General features: G+C 29.0%; 14 protein-coding genes. 7 read left to right on the top strand and 7 right to left on the bottom strand.

What is annotated here, in order from left to right:
* Positions 1 to 19 precede the first annotated feature (19 nt).
* Together L8X27_RS04480 and L8X27_RS04475 are read right to left on the bottom strand one after the other, a co-directional pair.
* Positions 20 to 541, bottom strand: coding sequence for a ferrirhodotorulic acid transporter, periplasmic binding protein (locus tag L8X27_RS04480; protein ID WP_012661874.1), 522 nt, complete (start codon positions 539 to 541; stop codon positions 20 to 22).
* On the bottom strand, positions 538 to 2,589 hold the full coding sequence (locus L8X27_RS04475; RefSeq protein ID WP_263671187.1) for an FTR1 family iron permease: 2,052 nt from the start codon (positions 2,587 to 2,589) through the stop codon (positions 538 to 540). The genes L8X27_RS04480 and L8X27_RS04475 overlap by 4 nt, the downstream gene beginning before the upstream one ends.
* Before the next feature lie 285 nt (positions 2,590 to 2,874).
* Between L8X27_RS04475 and L8X27_RS04470 the strand changes: the two genes are divergently transcribed.
* Complete coding sequence (locus tag L8X27_RS04470; RefSeq protein ID WP_263671186.1) at positions 2,875 to 4,251, top strand: cation:dicarboxylate symporter family transporter; 1,377 nt, start codon at positions 2,875 to 2,877, stop codon at positions 4,249 to 4,251.
* Here L8X27_RS04470 and L8X27_RS04465 read toward each other — a convergent pair.
* Together L8X27_RS04465 and L8X27_RS04460 are read right to left on the bottom strand one after the other, a co-directional pair.
* Entirely contained in the window at positions 4,248 to 5,105 is an 858-nt protein-coding gene (locus L8X27_RS04465; RefSeq protein WP_263671185.1) for a D-amino acid aminotransferase, read from the bottom strand. The two genes, L8X27_RS04470 and L8X27_RS04465, sit on opposite strands and share 4 nt — an antisense overlap.
* Before the next feature lie 11 nt (positions 5,106 to 5,116).
* Positions 5,117 to 6,094: a glycosyl transferase family 90 gene (locus L8X27_RS04460; RefSeq protein ID WP_263671184.1), complete on the bottom strand. Its 978-nt coding sequence runs from the start codon at positions 6,092 to 6,094 to the stop codon at positions 5,117 to 5,119.
* A 132-nt stretch (positions 6,095 to 6,226) separates the two neighbouring features.
* Here L8X27_RS04460 and L8X27_RS04455 point away from each other — a divergent pair, with 132 nt between their 5' ends.
* Positions 6,227 to 6,718, top strand: coding sequence for a hypothetical protein (locus tag L8X27_RS04455; protein ID WP_133319905.1), 492 nt, complete (start codon positions 6,227 to 6,229; stop codon positions 6,716 to 6,718).
* On the opposite strand, the gene L8X27_RS04450 is transcribed toward L8X27_RS04455, so the two are convergent.
* Both L8X27_RS04450 and rsmH read right to left on the bottom strand, forming a co-directional pair.
* Positions 6,715 to 7,638, bottom strand: a complete 924-nt coding sequence (locus L8X27_RS04450) for a hypothetical protein (protein ID WP_263671183.1) — start codon at positions 7,636 to 7,638, stop codon at positions 6,715 to 6,717. The two genes, L8X27_RS04455 and L8X27_RS04450, sit on opposite strands and share 4 nt — an antisense overlap.
* Positions 7,639 to 7,641: 3 nt before the next feature.
* Positions 7,642 to 8,559, bottom strand: a complete 918-nt coding sequence (gene rsmH, locus L8X27_RS04445) for a 16S rRNA (cytosine(1402)-N(4))-methyltransferase RsmH (protein ID WP_133319904.1) — start codon at positions 8,557 to 8,559, stop codon at positions 7,642 to 7,644.
* 60 nt (positions 8,560 to 8,619) lie between these two features.
* Here rsmH and L8X27_RS04440 point away from each other — a divergent pair, with 60 nt between their 5' ends.
* The 5 genes from L8X27_RS04440 (at position 8,620) to L8X27_RS04420 (ending at position 14,638) form a co-directional block, all read left to right on the top strand.
* Positions 8,620 to 9,198 (top strand): class II aldolase and adducin N-terminal domain-containing protein, encoded by a 579-nt coding sequence (locus L8X27_RS04440; RefSeq protein ID WP_263659740.1) that lies wholly within the window; start codon positions 8,620 to 8,622, stop codon positions 9,196 to 9,198.
* An 81-nt stretch (positions 9,199 to 9,279) separates the two neighbouring features.
* Positions 9,280 to 10,758 (top strand): peptidylprolyl isomerase, encoded by a 1,479-nt coding sequence (locus tag L8X27_RS04435; RefSeq protein ID WP_263662650.1) that lies wholly within the window; start codon positions 9,280 to 9,282, stop codon positions 10,756 to 10,758.
* Positions 10,755 to 12,134, top strand: a complete 1,380-nt coding sequence (ftsA, locus tag L8X27_RS04430) for a cell division protein FtsA (protein WP_220566695.1) — start codon at positions 10,755 to 10,757, stop codon at positions 12,132 to 12,134. The genes L8X27_RS04435 and ftsA overlap by 4 nt, the downstream gene beginning before the upstream one ends.
* 11 nt (positions 12,135 to 12,145) lie before the next feature.
* A complete protein-coding gene (gene ftsZ, locus L8X27_RS04425; RefSeq protein ID WP_039626779.1) occupies positions 12,146 to 13,252 on the top strand; it encodes a cell division protein FtsZ in 1,107 nt (368 codons plus the stop codon).
* A gap of 21 nt (positions 13,253 to 13,273) precedes the next feature.
* Complete coding sequence (locus L8X27_RS04420; protein ID WP_263671182.1) at positions 13,274 to 14,638, top strand: nicotinate phosphoribosyltransferase; 1,365 nt, start codon at positions 13,274 to 13,276, stop codon at positions 14,636 to 14,638.
* On the opposite strand, the gene ispG is transcribed toward L8X27_RS04420, so the two are convergent.
* Positions 14,635 to 15,699 (bottom strand): flavodoxin-dependent (E)-4-hydroxy-3-methylbut-2-enyl-diphosphate synthase, encoded by a 1,065-nt coding sequence (ispG, locus tag L8X27_RS04415; RefSeq protein WP_250322407.1) that lies wholly within the window; start codon positions 15,697 to 15,699, stop codon positions 14,635 to 14,637. The genes L8X27_RS04420 and ispG overlap by 4 nt on opposite strands.
* Positions 15,700 to 15,714 lie beyond the last annotated feature (15 nt).

Raw genomic sequence — 15,714 nt, 5'->3', positions numbered from 1 at the left:
CAAAAAGCTAGGGAAAAAATCACTTAGGTTTTCCTGTGTATTTAAAGTTGTATTTAACTGAAAATGGCTCAAACCATTTACCAACACCCGTTTCTTTATCAACATGGCGTCCAAAACCTTGTTTTTCTGGGCTTTCTATTAAAAATACTAACTCGTAATTTCCAATACCTGTATCCATTTTTAAATTTGCACCATAGTGAGGACCATCATCTGCTACCATAGGCATAAGAGTTCCTGTTTTTACTTTACCATTATCAAGATTAGTTAGCTTATAAGCTATAGTTAAATAAGGAATCCAAAAACCTTCTGGAAAGCCATTTTTATTGCCCTTTAATGCATGAATATCTGCTTCAAGGTGAATATCTGCTAAACTTGCTGCAAGATCAATCCCTCTTGGCTCCATTTCGATTGGCTGTAAATAAACTGCTGCTATTTCCATACCATTTAATTCATAAGGATCGCCAATTGGCACCTCTGCTGCAAAAACTGAACTAGCTAAAATACTAGCTGCTGCACCCAAACTTAATAAAGTTTTTTTCATATTTTTTCCCTTTTATTTGAAATTTGCTTTGTTATAAAAATACCCATAATGAGTAAGATTAAAACCATAAACTGAGGTATGATGCTCTCATAGTAAGGATAAATTCCAAGCCATAAAATTCCTTCAAAATCAAAAGGAAGTAAGCTTGGTGTAATAACCTTGGCTTCTATGAGCTCACCAATGCCTTTGCCTGTAAAGACAAAGACCATATAAAAAATAATGTATGAAGTTATATAGAAAAATTGTTTTACTGGTATTTTTAAAGCACCAGCTTTTAATAAATAATAAAGTATTATAAGTATAATTAATCCACTAGCTAATCCTATAAATATAAAACTATAATCTGTGCTTGTTTTTGCATCAAATAATAAAGCTTGATAAAAAAGAATAGTTTCAGCACCTTCTCTGTATACAGCTAAAAACACACTAAACCATAAAGTTTTTGCTGAATTATTTGAGATAGCTTCAACTGCTTGAGTTTTTACATAATTTGCCCATTTTTTATTTTGCGCATTTGATAAAAGCCAAAAACCGACATAAAATAGTAATACAACAGCCACAAGCATAGTAATGCCCTCTAAAAATTCTCTACTTTGCCCTGCTTGTTCTTTAAAAATCCATGAAATAAAAAATGCAGTTACAAAACTTAAAAATACTCCACTCCAAAGTGCTGAATATACTATACTTAAACGCTTTTTATTGCCACTTTGAACTAAATATGAAACTATGGCTACAACAATGATTAAAGCCTCTAAACCTTCTCTTAAGATAATACCCAAAGCCCATATAAATAAAGACATAGGTGAAGATTCTTGAATTTTATCCAAAGAATTTTCAATTAATGTACCAAGCTCATCAAAATTCTGTTTTAATTCTTCTTTAGAAGCACTTGCTTTAATAAGTGCAACACCTTTTGAAAAATAACTTTCTATTTTTAATTTTAAAGCACTATCAATAGCACCAATTTTACTTTCCATACCACTTGCTTCAAAAATATCCAAATAAACATTTTGTAAAGCATCTATGCTATTTAAATTAAAACCATCATAATTTTGTAAAATATTATTAAGTGCAATTTTTATATCATCATATACTTTAGTATAGTTTTTAGTACTCATAACACTTTCATCAAAGCCTTTAACCTGAAGTAAAGCTAATTCTTCTTTGGGTAAAGCTAGGAATGCTTCATATAATAAATCTGATATGTCTGAAATTTCATCTCTTATAGCTTTTTCATCCAAAGTGTTATTGTTGATTTTTCTTATTATAGTTCTAAGTTTTGTTTGAATTTTTTTATCCATACCCGCTTTTGTGTATCTTGCTACTAAAACTTCTACCTTTGAATTTCTATAATCTTCGAATAATGCTGACTGGATTAAATCTTTAGCTTTTTGGTAATCTTTATTTACAAAAGCCAATGCTGCTTGATCAAGTTTTGAAATCATTGAATCCATTAAAAATTGCAATCTTGTATCCATAGCTGAAGCTTCTTGTAAGGCTAATAATGTTTCATCTTTTTGGATATTTTGCTCTTGAGTAGTTGAATTTTGAGTCAAATTTGACGATGTTTGTCCTTTAACATCCTCTCCAAGTAAAGATGCAAACATAGCTTCAGCTTGCGCTTGACGCTCTTTTTCTGCTTTTAAAGATGAGCTTTCAGCTGCTTTTTTATCATAATTTATATCACTAGCTTCAGCTTTTAATTGAAATCCTTTTTCTAATATAGGAACGACTTCATCTAAATCAAAATACAAGCTACTAATTAAAGCTTCTATCTTAGAAATATCTTCTTTATCTTTATACATTTTTCTTAAATTAATAAATTTACGCTCCATCACAATGACTTTTCTGCCGACATTACGACCAATAGAGCCTTCCATGGTTTCAAAATGCTGAAAATATGCATCTTCAGCATTTTTCTTAGCTTCTAAATTTTTATTATCTTTATATAACACCATGCTTTCATTCAAAATTTGCTTAATATTTTGACTTTCTTTTTGATAATCAATATCCCTAGCAAGTGTTAAAGAACAAAATAAAAAAATCATTAATAAACTTATTTTTTTAAACACTATTTTACTCCGAAATGATATTCATTTTTAAAATCATAGTCACAAGTATAGTACTAGCTTTCTTAAATTTAGATAAACATTATCATTATTTATTTCATAATAAATCATACAAAAATACTACAAAATGCTACTTTTATCTACAAAATAAGATAAAAAATTATTATTTTTAGCTTTTATATTTATTTTTTATTTATTTTAACAATAAAAATAAGTTTTTCTTTGCTAATATGTATCGTTTTTTAAAATTACAAGGAGTTTTTTATGCTAGTTATTGCTCATGAAAAACCAAGCAAGCTCAAAAAAATGTTAAAAAATTTAGGTTTTTGGGTGATTATAGGAATTATAGCTGGCATTTGCCTTGGCTTATTAGATAAGGAATTTGCATTAGCTAGTAAAATCGGTGTAGATTATTTTATACAAGCTTTAAAAATTCTCATAGGTCCTATTATATTTTTAACTATTGTTTTAGGTGTTATTAGTCTTGAAAGCTTAAAACAAGTTGGAAGCATAGGAGCTAAAGCTTTGCTTTATTTTGAAATAGTAAGCACTTTTGCTTTAGCTATTGGCATTTTTATGGCAAACATTATGGGACCTGGTAAAGGAATGAACCTTGATCCAAGCACTCTAGATCAAGAAAGTGTGGCTCAATTTGTTAATAAAAATATAGAAATAAGTGCGCAAAATGAAATTTTGCATATTTTAAAAGACGCTATACCTACTGATATCATAGCTGCTTTTAGCGAGGGAAAAACTTTGCAAATCTTAGTTATAGCCCTAGCTTGTGCTTTTATTATTTCACTTATGAGAATTGATGAGAGAAAAGCTATACAAAAAACCTTAGAAATTATGCAAAGTTTTGTTTTTAAAATCTTAGAAATCATTATGTATTTTTCTCCCATCGCCGCTTTTTCTGCGATGGCTTTTTTAGTGGCAAAATATGGACTTGATTCTTTATTAAATTTGGGTTATTTGCTTATTGTTATGTTGCTTGCTTCTTTGCTTTTTATCTTTGGAGTTTTAGGGCTTATTTGTTTTATTGCTAAAGTCAATATTTTTAAATTTATGCGTTTTATCTCAAGAGAAGTTTTAATAGTTTTTGCCACGAGTTCTAGCGAATCAGCATTAGCTCCGCTTATGAGAAAACTTGAAAAAGCAGGAATTTCAAAAGCCACTGTGGGCTTGGTATTACCAACTGGATATAGTTTTAATCTTGATTGTACTAATATTTATTTGGCTATGAGTTTAATTTTCCTTGCTCAAGCTTTTAATGTAGAACTTTCTTTAACTCATGAAATTAGCATTTTAATAGTGCTTATGATAGCCTCAAAAGGTGCTGTTGGTGTGACTGGATCAGGTTTTATTATACTAGGAAGTACACTTGCGGCTTTATCTAATATGCACATTGCAGAAGCTAACAATGGCTTAGGAGCAAGTTTGGGCGAGGTTTTACCTGTGGCTGCCATTTCTATACTTTTGGGCGTGGATAAATTTATGTCTGAAATTCGTGCTGTGGGAAATTTATGTGGTAATAGCGTAGCAGCTTTAATCGTAGCTATTTGGGATAAACAAATAGACTGGGAAAAGTTTCGCTACGCTCTAGATAATCCTAAAGAATTTACTAATGCGGGTTTTGATTAAAAAACCTCTTTTTGAATTTTTTCTACATATTTTTCTCTTAGTTTTTGGGTATAAAAGCCCACCTTACCATCATTAATTACCTTACTATCTGCTTTTATAACACCTAAAATCAAAAAAGTAGCTGCGGAAATAAACACCTCATCAGCCTCATACACTTCTTTCATACTAAAAGCTCTTTGATCTACTTTAAGATCAAGTTCTTTTGCAAATTTTAAGATATTTTTACGGCGAATTCCTGGTAAGATTTCATTAGAAAATGGCTTAGTGATTAAAGTTTTATCTTTTATAATAAAAGCTGAACTACTAGAAGCTTCCGTAACTAAAGCATTTTCTACCATAAAAGCTTCAAAAACCTTAGCTTTAACAGCTTCTTCTTTTGCAAGACATTGAGCTAATAAAGAAATTGATTTTATATCCCTTCTTTTCCACCTTAAATCAGCTGTTGAAATAACACTCACCCCATTTTTAGCAAACTCATGCTCAATCACCTTGCATTCAAAAGCAAAGGCCATAATAGTAGGTTTTAAACCTTTTAAAAGAGCAAAATTTCTACTAGCAACCCCTCTAGTAATTTGCATATAAAGCCCGCCTTCTTTGAGAGAATTTTTAATGATTAATTGTTTTAAAATATTTTCAAATTCTTCTTTTGTATAAGGAATTTGTAGATCAATTTGGGCTAAACTACGCTCAAAACGCTCCCAAAATTCTTCTTTATCAGCTATTTTTGCATTTACCACAGGAACTACTTCATAAATTCCATCTCCAAAGATAAAACCTCTATCAAAAATACTCACTTTAGCTTCGCTAGCTTTTATAAATTCATCATTTAAAAATACTATTTCCATCTCTTGCATAAACTCTCCTTTTAATCAAATAAATCAATAATATCTTTTGGTAAATCAAGCTGATTAGAATAATAAAAATACTTAGCTAAAACTAAAATTCCTATATAAAATTCTATCTTTTCATCTAAAAATTGCTCTATATAAGCATGAGCATTTTGTATGATTTCTTTTGCTCTATGTGGATTAGCTAAATAATAATCAAGCAAAGCTTCTACATTTTCATAATCATCATCAATCAAAGCAAAATGCTCATTTGGAACTAACTTTCCTTCCATAAACCAAGTTTCATAATGCATTTTTGGGGCTAAAACTAAAGAATTTGTTTTCATCGCCCACTTTAAGTTGCTTGCTACATCATTACCTTCCAATGAAAGTAAAAATTTAAACTGGGTTTGATAGGCTCTGCTAATTTTAAAATTTAAATTTTTAATCCATTTTTCAGCTTGAATTTTTCTACCGCCAACATGAGCAATATCGCAACGAGGATTATCAAAATATTTTTCAAAAAATTTAATACGATGAGGTTGATAAATTGCACCTCTAAAAAAGAGTGAGTCTTTTTTATCTTCAAATTGGTTTTTATCTTGTATAAAATCAAAATGTCTATTTTTGTCTAATTTTAAAATGATATTATTAAAGCCGTTTTTAACTGGTCTTGATTTAGCTATGCTTGGATATTTAAGATTATAACTAATATCTCCAAAACCTTTAATCCATAAAAAATCATCATTAAAATACTTACTAATCGCATAAGCATCATAAGCATAGGAAGTTTTTTTAAAGGGAAATTTTCCTATTTTTTCATAATTTTGAAAATTTTTTATATCAAAAAAATCATTTTGCAAATTGTAATAATTTAAGCGAGTAATAATATTATCTATATTTTTTGATTTTAAAAGCTCTTTGAAAATATTTTGTAATTGATTTTGATAAATTTTTCTAGGTATAAAACTTTTAGCTATGCCTTTTACATTCATCATAAATCTAGAATCTGCCATCTTTTTCTTTCTTTAATATGCAAAAATAATGTAAATTTTAACACAAGATTTCATTTACAAGACTTAAAATTTATCTTATTTAAAAACAAAAATGCTAAAATCACAAAAATCACATACTTACTAGGTAAAACAATGAAAATACAAGAATTTATTTTAAACTTTATTTTTAAAGTTTCAAATCAACCTGTTAATTTAAAAGATTTATTAGAAGCAAATGCCTTGTTAAATGAAGGTATGATGATAGATCCTGCGAAATTAAATTTTAAATTTAAGGTATTTAATTCTTATCTTATATATACCCTTTTTTGTATAGCCATTTTAGTTCCTATGCTTATCATCAGCCATTATTTTTTAACAATTATTGATTTTCATATTAGTATCTTAAGTGCTATTTTTGTTACCGCTTGTGTTTTTGTTGGCTATGATATTTTTAAAATTTATACTAGAAAAGTAATAAGCAAAAGATTATTGAAAAAAGCTTGGACTTTACATTTTCCATATTTTGCTTATGAAAAATATTCAAAAATAGCAGAAAATATTTATAATCAAGCTATTAAAGAAGAAATTCCAAAAAATCAACTTGAACAATATGTTTTGGAGAAAATCATTCAAACACAAGATTAATCTAAAAAGTCTAAAACTTGATTTTGAAAATACAATGCTTCAAGCTGTCTTTGAAGTTCTTTGTTTTCTTCATCTAAAACTAATTCTTGCGATCTTAAATCTGCTATTTCTCTACTTACATAATAAATTTGATTTCTAATATAAATTTGTGGGAAAAATATCAATAAAGCAAATGCTATCATCAAACCTGCATATAATAAATTTTTAGGGGTTAAATTTTTATTTTCCTCACTTACTATGCTATCTAAAAGTTCGTATTTATCTTCTTGATTATATTCTTGGTTTTCTTCAAGCCTTACCTTTTCTTCTAAAATTTTTTGCTCTTGCTTAGCTAATTTTTCTTTTTCTTTTAATTCTTCTTGAGCTTTTTTTATTTTTTCTTGTTCGATTTTTTTTTGCTCTTTTAATTCTTGTTTGAGTTTGACTTTTTCTTTTCTTTTTTCTTTTAAATCTTGAAATTTTGAAGCGACAAAGACATTACTTTGAGTAAGAATTTTAGATATTTGAATAGAATCTTTTTTTTCTTGTTGTATTTTTTCTACTTTTTTTACTTCCTGCAAAGTTTTAGCATTTTTAGATGGCTTAAGATTTTTATCATTTTTTTTATCAAATTTTTCTTTTTGCTTTTTGAAAAAATTGAGTTGTAATTTAAAAGGCTTTTTTTCTTCTAATTTAACATTTATCAAATCTTCTTTTAAATAAATAGCGGATTGCTTTTTAGGTTTTTCTTTATATTCTTCATCAAAGTCTGTAAATTTAGGTCTTTTTTTACGCTGTATTCTATTTTTTAATATGCGATCGCTTTCATTGAAATTGTGCTCATACTCTTCATAAGGTCTACCTTCTTTAATAGCCCTAGAATATTTCAACATTTTTTCGCGTATATTTTGTTTTTCTTTTAAAAAATCATCTTCAATCATTATTTACCTAAAATAAAAAATTCTCATTTTTGCACAACTTGATCTACTATTATAACTTATTTCTTCTTTGGAGGCACTTATAGCCTTTTTACTTAAAATTTTACCAAGACTATGTCCTTTACCGCATTCGCATTTTATAGCTCTTTCATCACAAATGCAGTCTTTTTCCCATCTTTTAAAAGTATTTTTTACTATTCTATCCTCTAAAGAATGAAAGCTAATAATAGCTAATTTACAATCTTTTAATTTTGCTTTTTCTATATTTTCAAGTAAGGATTTTAACTCACCAAGTTCATTATTTACTTCTATACGCAAAGCTTGAAATACGAGCAAAGCTAAAGATACATTGCGTCCTTTTAACTTAGCATTTCCTATAATTTGACTTAATTCTTTTGCACTTGTAATCTCTTTTTGACTTCTTGCATTGATAATTTTTTGAGCAAGCATTGAAGCAACCGGCGCTAGATCTCCATAGTCTTTAAAAATTCGTTCTAAAGCTTCCTTGTTGTAAGAATTTACTACTTCTTTAGCACTTAAAGGATTATTTTGATCCATTCTCATATCTAAAAAATCAGAATTTAGTGAAAAACCCCTATCATTTTTATCAAGCTGCAAAGAAGATACACCAATATCGGCTAAAATTCCTCTTATGTTTTGCGTTGAAATTTGAGTTAAAATATCTTTAAAACCTATATGATTAAAACTTATTCTATCTTGAAAATTTTTTAAAAACTCTTTGGAAAAACTTAAAGCCTCTAAATCTTTATCGCAAGCAATCAATCTTAATTTTTCATGAGCTTGCAATAATGCTTTAGAATGCCCTCCATAACCCAAAGTACAATCTAAAAAATCTCCGCTATCAAAATCATCAAAAGTATTTAAAACTTCTTGTAATAAAACAGGAATATGTGGACTTTGCAAAATATACCTTTTAATATTTTTTAGTATAATACCTTAGCTAAGTTTAAAACAAGGTTTTTAATGAATAAAGAAAATATTATTTCCCAAATTCAAATTCTATCCTCATCAATGTTTAAAAAAAATTTTTTTGGAATTTGCCATGGTTCTGTTTCAGCAAAACTTTCACAAGGCTCATTTATTATCAACAAAAGCAATGCTTTTTTGAATCAATTAGATGAAAAAAATTTAAGTATCTTAAAATTTGCAAAAGATTATAGCTGGGATGAAGCAAGCAGCGATAGTGAAATACATAAAAGCATATATGAAAATATACCTGAAGCTAAATTCGTATGTTTTGCTTATCCAGCTTATACCTTATCCATGAGTTTAAATCATGATTTCATAACACCTCAAGATTATTTTGGAGAAATTTTTTTAGAAGAAATTCGAGTTTACAATCCTAAAAGTTATGAGGATTGGGATGATAGATCGCAAACTGAAATTTATCGTTATATGTTAGAACAAAAACAAAATTTTGTCGTTGTGAAAGGATATGGAATATTTGCTTATGGAAGAACAAGCTATGAACTTGGAAAAATAATAGATTTAATCGAGAATTCTTGTAAAATTATCCATTTAGCAGAGACAAATTTATCATAAAATCATAAAATTAATTTTTTATTAATCACAAATTACCTATAATTTATGGTTTAATTTAATTAATTATGGATTGGGGTAAAAATGCTCACTTGGATGCAGCATCATAAAAAATATTTAGTTATTACTATTTGGATTAGTGTTATTGCTTTTGTTGGAGCAGGTTTTGTTGGCTGGGGAAGTTATGATTTTAACACCGATAGATCAAATTCTGTTGCAAAAGTAGGCGATGAAAAAATAAGCTATGATGAATTTAATCTAAAATATTCTCAATTATTTAACTACTACTCACAATTAAACAATGGCAATTATACACAAGAACAAGCACAAAAAGATGGCTTAGATACTCAAGCTATCAATGAACTTATACAAGAAAAACTTCTGCTTTCTTATGCTAAAACTTTAGGTTTAAATGTAAGCGAAGAAGAAATTGCTTATGATTTAGCGCATCAAAAAATCTTTCATAATGCTTCAGGTGTTTTTGATAAAGATTTATATTATAATTTACTTGCAAGAAACAACTATACGCCAAAAGCTTATGAAAAAATTATCCATGATGAATTATTACTTAAAAAAATCAATGCTATTTTAAATTTACAAATCAAACAAAATGAGCTTGATATGTTTGGTGCAAGTTTTTTAATGCAAGATAATTTAAAAATTCAAATAATAAAACTTGATAATAAAAATATTCCTATTGATGAAAAAGAACTAAAACAAACTTGGGAAAAAAACAAAAACCTATATAAAACACAAAAAAGCTATGAGCTTGCAACTTATTTTTTAGATCCTAATACAATCACAGTTGTTGATAAAGAAATTCAAGCTTACTATGAAGAAAATAAAAATGACTATAAAGATTTTGCAGGAAAAATTCTAAGCTTAGAACAAAGCAAAGATAAAGTTATAAAAGATTTAAAACTTTCCAAGCTTAAACTTAAAGCTAATGAAAGCTATGTTGCTTTGAGAAAAAACGAGCTTAGTTTTGACAAAAACATCACAATAAGCGATGCTGATATTTATTACCCTTTAGAAAACATACAAAAAGCTAAAGAAAATGATTTTATTAAGCCTTTTAAATTTGAAAATGGCTATATGATTGCAAAACTTATAAAAATAAATCCTATACAGACTATGACTTTTAAGCAAGCCAAAAATGAAGTGAGCAAACTTTACATCAGAGAAAAAACTAAAACTTTATTAGAAGAAAAAGCAAAGCTTGCCCTAGATAATTTCCAAGGCATAGATATAGGAACTTATAGTCGCGACTCAAGCAAAGGAGCAAAAGTAGGTGAAATGATAAACGATGCTGAATTTAGTGAGTTTTTAATGCATGTATTTGACTCAAATAAAGCTAAATCTTATGTTTTATTTGATGATAAAGCAATAGTTTATGAAATTACAAAGCAAACTCTAGAAAACAAAGATAAAGAAGAAATTTATAAATTTATCATAGAACAAAGTGCCAAACAAACTAAACAAGCTTTACTTAAGGAAGAATTATTAAAAAAACTTATAGAATTATATCCAATCCAACGCTATTATAAAGGAAATACAAATTGAATATTTTAGGAATTGATTTAGGCTCAATACAAACTTGTGCTATTTTGGCACAAAAAAGCGAAGAAGGACTTAAAATCATTGGTTTTGGAAAATCAAAATCAAATGGTATAAAAAAAGGAGCAATTACCAATATAGAGCTTGCTTCAAAATCTATAGAAGAGGCAGTAGCCGATGCACAAATGATGTCAGGTGTGCATTATGATAAAGTAATTGTATCTATTTCAGGTGCTTATGCAAAAAGTGTAGACAGTATAGGTGTAGTTAATATACCAAATCATGAAATAGGTATTAAAGAAATTCACAGAGCAGTAAGCACAGCAAAACATACCGCAAATATACCTAGTGGATATGAAATCATTCATGTATTACCTTATAATTTTAAAGTAAATGATCTTGAGCATGTAGAAGATCCTTTGGGAATGAGTGGAAATCGTCTTGAAGTTTCTACACATATTGTAATCTCACAAGAAGTGCATATTAAAAATCTAAAAAAAGCAGTTGAGCTTGCTGATCTTAGAGTAGATAATATCGTTCTTTCAGGATATGCTTCTTCTATCGCATGCTTTGATGATAGTGAAAAAGAATTAGGTGCTATTTTAATCGATATGGGTGGAGCGGTTTGCGATATGGTCATTCATGCGGGTAATTCTATACGATATAATGAATGCTTACAAATTGGTTCAGTAAATATCACTAATGATTTATCCATAGCTTTGCATACCCCACCAAAAGAAGCAGAAAAACTAAAATTAAATTATGCATCTTTAGCACAAAACGAAAACTCAATTATACAAATTCCATATATGGGTGATGAAAAAAGAAAAAATGAAGTTTCGGTAGAAGTTATATCTAATGTTATTTATGCAAGAATTGAAGAAACTATTATTATTTTGGCTAAAATGCTAAGTGATAATGCTTGTGCAAATCAAGCAGGAGCAGGCATAGTATTAACAGGTGGAATGACAAAATTTGCAGGACTTGACAAACTTGCTTCAGCTTATTTTGATAATAAAGCTGTTAGAATAGCGACCGCAAAAAAAGATACTATGGATGGCTTTAAAGAAATTTTTGAAGATGCAGAAAATAGCTGCGCTATAGGTCTTTGTTTATATGGTGGTGGACATTTTACTCCTTATGAATTAGATTCTAATGAAAAACTAAGATACAAAGGAGAGCCTGAATTTATCAACAAACAGATAAAACAAAATCTCACCATAGAAGAACATGAAGAAGAAAATAAAAATTTTGAAGAAATTTTTCAAGAACAGAGAGATTTTGAAGATGAAAAAACAGAATTAACAAAAGTTGAAACCAAAAAAGATAAAAAATCAAGTTTTATGCATAATTTTTGGAATAAATTAATAAACCAGTTCTAATAGGAGATACAATGAGCGAATATCTAGTAGAAGAAATGCAACACGCAAAAGGTGCAAAAATAAAAGTCATAGGCTGCGGTGGCGGTGGCGGTAATATGATAGATCATATGGTAAATATGGGCTTACATGATCTTGATCTTATCTCAGCAAATACTGATGCACAAGCTATAGCAAAATCTTTAGCAAAAACTAGAATTCAACTAGGTGAGAAAAAAACTAAAGGTTTAGGTGCTGGTATGCAACCAGAAATTGGAGCAGAAAGTGCAAGAGAAAGCTTTGAAGAAGTAAAAGCAGCTTTAAGTCAAAGTGATATAGTATTCATTTCAGCAGGACTTGGTGGTGGAACTGGTACAGGTGCAGCTCCTGTTGTAGCACAAGCTGCTAAAGAAGTAGGCGCATTAACTGTTTCGGTTGTAACTATGCCTTTTGCTTTTGAAGGAAAACAAAGAAAAAAATTAGCTGAAGCTGGCTTGGCTGAATTAAAAAAAGAAAGTGATTCTATCATTGTAATCCAAAATGAAAAACTTCTTAGTATACTTCCAAAAAAAGCAGGTATAAAAGAAGCATTTAAACTAGTTGATGATATCTTAGCTAGAGCTGTTAGAGGTATGGTGTCTATTCTTTTAGAAGATGGCGATATCAATGTTGACTTTGCAGATGTTAGAACTGTTATGAGCCATAGAGGTTTAGCTTTAATGGGTGTGGGTCATGGAGAAGGTGAAAATGCTATCATGGACGCATTATCAAGTGCTATAGAATCTCCATTATTAGATGGTATGACTATGAAAGGCGTTAAGGGCGTGATTATCCATTATAAAATTGGACCTGAATGCTCATTGATAGAAATTTCACAAGCTACTCAAAGCATTAGCGATATAGCAGATGAAAATGCAAAAGTAATCTTTGGTGCAACTACTGATGAAAGCATGGGCGATCGTGTTGAAGTAACTATCATTGCTACAGGTTTTGAAGATAAAGCTGAAATAGAAAGTGCTAAAGAACAAGAAGAAAGTAAAAAAAATAGCTATATGAATTTGCGCAAAGCTAGCGGTGGGTTTGATGAGGAAGTGATTTCTCAACTTGATGTTCCTGCTTTCTTGCGTCGTCAAATGGATTAATTTGTAAGTAAAAATCCTTATATGAATTCTTCATTATTATGTGATTTTTACGAACTAAGTATGGCTTATGCTTATTTTAAACAAAATATGCATAAGCAGATTGTTTATTTTGAAGTTTTTTTTAGAAAAGTTCCTGATAGTGCTTCTTATGCTATTTTTTGTGGATTAGAGCAAATCATAAATCATATTAATCATTTTTCTTTCTCTAAAGATGACATAGATTTTTTGAAAAATACTAAAAAATTTGATGATGATTTTTTAAACTACCTTTTAACCTTAAAATTTAGTGGAGATATACTAAGTGTTAAAGAAGGTGAATGTATTTTTGCTAATACACCTTTAATGATCATCAAAGCACCTATAATAGAAGCTTTATTATTAGAAACTTTCATACTTTTAACTCTAAATCATCAATGTCTAATTGCCACTAAAGCTAACAGAATTGCTCAAATTGCAAAAGAAAAATTACTCTTAGAATTTGGCTCTCGCAGAGCCCATGGAGAAAGCGCAGCTTTAAATGGTGCTAGAGCTGCTTTTATAGGTGGTTTTCATGCAAGTGCTTGTACTTTAGCTGGGAAAAAATTTAATATTCCTATTAGCGGAACTATGTCTCATGCTTGGGTACAAATGTTTGATGATGAGCTAAGTGCTTTTAGAGCATATTGTCAAATTTATAAAGATAATATAAGTCTTTTGATTGATACATATGATTATAAAAAAGGTATTGAAAATGCTATTTTAGTTTTTAATGAGTTAAATGCGCAAGATTCTATGCAAAATTATTCCATCCGTATTGATTCAGGAGATTTGCTGAAAATCTCTAAATATATTAGAAAAAAACTAGATCTTGCTAACTTAACAAAATGCAAAATCATAGCTAGTAATGCCTTAGATGAGTTCATCATAGAAAAATTACTAAAAAACAAAGCTCCGATCAATGCTTTTGGTATTGGAGAAAAGCTTATTACTTCAGCAAGCTCGCCTATTTTTGGAGCTGTTTATAAGCTTGTTGCATTAGAAAAAAACAATCAAATCATCCCTAAAATAAAAATCAGCGCGAGCTCAAGCAAAACAACCTTGCCACATTTTAAAAAACTCATAAGGTATTATAAAAACAATAAAGCAAGTTTTGATATTTTATATACACATAATGAGAGTATCAAAAATTATCAAGGTTATACATATAAAAATTTACATGAGCTTATTTTTAAAGATGGAAAATTAATCTATGGGCTTCCTAACTTGAAAAATATTCAAGAGTATCATAAAAAAAGTGTTGATAGTTTGGATTTTAAACTAAAAAAACTTCAAAATCCAAGTATTTATAAAGTAAAAATTTCTAAAAAATTACAAAATATGCAAAAAACTTACTTAGAAAAAAATTAATCTTTTTCTCTAAGTTTTACTTCATCTTCTACTTCAAGTAAAAATCTATCAACAAGCTCATCTTCTTTTAATTTTGCCACCACTTCACCATGTCTTATAACTAAACCTTGATTTTTTCCAAAAGCAATAGCCACATCAGCACCCTTAGCCTCACCCAAGGCATTTACAACACAACCCATAACACTTATATTTAATGGTTCTTTTATATGTTTAGTTTTTTCTTCTACTATCTTAATCGCTTTAATCAAATCGCTTTGAATTCTTCCACAAGTTGGGCATGAGATGATATTTACTCCACTCTTTTGCACTCCACTATCTTGCAAAATAGCCCTTGCTACCTTAATCTCTTCTTCAAGCTCCCCTGTCATAGAAACTCTCATTGTATCGCCTATACCTTTTAAAAGCAAATTTCCTAAGGCAATCGAACTTTTAACAGTACTATGAAATTTAGTTCCTGCTTCAGTAACCCCTAAATGAAACGGATAATCACAAAGTGGTCTTAGAGCTTCATAAGCTTTTATGGTATTTTGCACATCTGAAGTTTTCATAGAAATTTTAATGTCAAAAAAGTCTAAATCTTCTAGTAATTTTATATTATATAAAGCGCTCTCAAGCATAGCCTCTATATTATAACCATATTTATCGCTAAATTGCTTTTCTATAGAGCCATGATTTACCCCTATTCTAATAGGAATTTTTCTTTGTTTACAAGCTTGCACCACTTCTTTTATATTTTCTTTTGAGCCTATATTTCCCGGATTAATTCTCACCCCATCGATAAATTCAGCACAAAAAACTGCTAGCTTATGATTAAAATGTATATCCACTATTAAAGGCAAGGGACTTTTTGCTTTGATTTCTTTTAAAGCTCTTGCATCTGCCATGTCCAAACAAGCTAAACGCACTATATTTGCACCGGCAAAATAAAGCCTATTAAGTTGCTCTAAACAACCTTCAATATCTCTTGTTTTAGTAAAAAGCATGGATTGCACAGAAATAGGTGCATCACCACCTATTAAAACATCGCCTACTTTTATTTGTCTTGTTTTATATCTTGTCATTAAAATCACTCTAAA

Source organism: Campylobacter sp. CNRCH_2015_1657, assembly GCF_025772685.1.
GTDB classification, from domain to species: Bacteria; Campylobacterota; Campylobacteria; order Campylobacterales; family Campylobacteraceae; genus Campylobacter_D; species Campylobacter_D lari_D.
This window is presented reverse-complemented; position numbering and strand designations above follow the sequence as displayed.

What these genes read in the sequence shown, in the direction of transcription:
- L8X27_RS04480 (WP_012661874.1), bottom strand. Translation starts at nt 541, where the DNA reads ATGAAAAAAACTTTATTAAGTTTGGGTGCAGCAGCTAGTATTTTAGCT.
- L8X27_RS04475 (WP_263671187.1), bottom strand. Translation starts at nt 2,589, where the DNA reads ATGATTTTTTTATTTTGTTCTTTAACACTTGCTAGGGATATTGATTAT.
- L8X27_RS04470 (WP_263671186.1), top strand. Translation starts at nt 2,875, where the DNA reads ATGCTAGTTATTGCTCATGAAAAACCAAGCAAGCTCAAAAAAATGTTA.
- L8X27_RS04465 (WP_263671185.1), bottom strand. Translation starts at nt 5,105, where the DNA reads ATGCAAGAGATGGAAATAGTATTTTTAAATGATGAATTTATAAAAGCT.
- L8X27_RS04460 (WP_263671184.1), bottom strand. Translation starts at nt 6,094, where the DNA reads ATGGCAGATTCTAGATTTATGATGAATGTAAAAGGCATAGCTAAAAGT.
- L8X27_RS04455 (WP_133319905.1), top strand. Translation starts at nt 6,227, where the DNA reads ATGAAAATACAAGAATTTATTTTAAACTTTATTTTTAAAGTTTCAAAT.
- L8X27_RS04450 (WP_263671183.1), bottom strand. Translation starts at nt 7,638, where the DNA reads ATGATTGAAGATGATTTTTTAAAAGAAAAACAAAATATACGCGAAAAA.
- L8X27_RS04440 (WP_263659740.1), top strand. Translation starts at nt 8,620, where the DNA reads ATGAATAAAGAAAATATTATTTCCCAAATTCAAATTCTATCCTCATCA.
- L8X27_RS04435 (WP_263662650.1), top strand. Translation starts at nt 9,280, where the DNA reads ATGCTCACTTGGATGCAGCATCATAAAAAATATTTAGTTATTACTATT.
- ftsZ (WP_039626779.1), top strand. Translation starts at nt 12,146, where the DNA reads ATGAGCGAATATCTAGTAGAAGAAATGCAACACGCAAAAGGTGCAAAA.
- L8X27_RS04420 (WP_263671182.1), top strand. Translation starts at nt 13,274, where the DNA reads ATGAATTCTTCATTATTATGTGATTTTTACGAACTAAGTATGGCTTAT.
- ispG (WP_250322407.1), bottom strand. Translation starts at nt 15,699, where the DNA reads ATGACAAGATATAAAACAAGACAAATAAAAGTAGGCGATGTTTTAATA.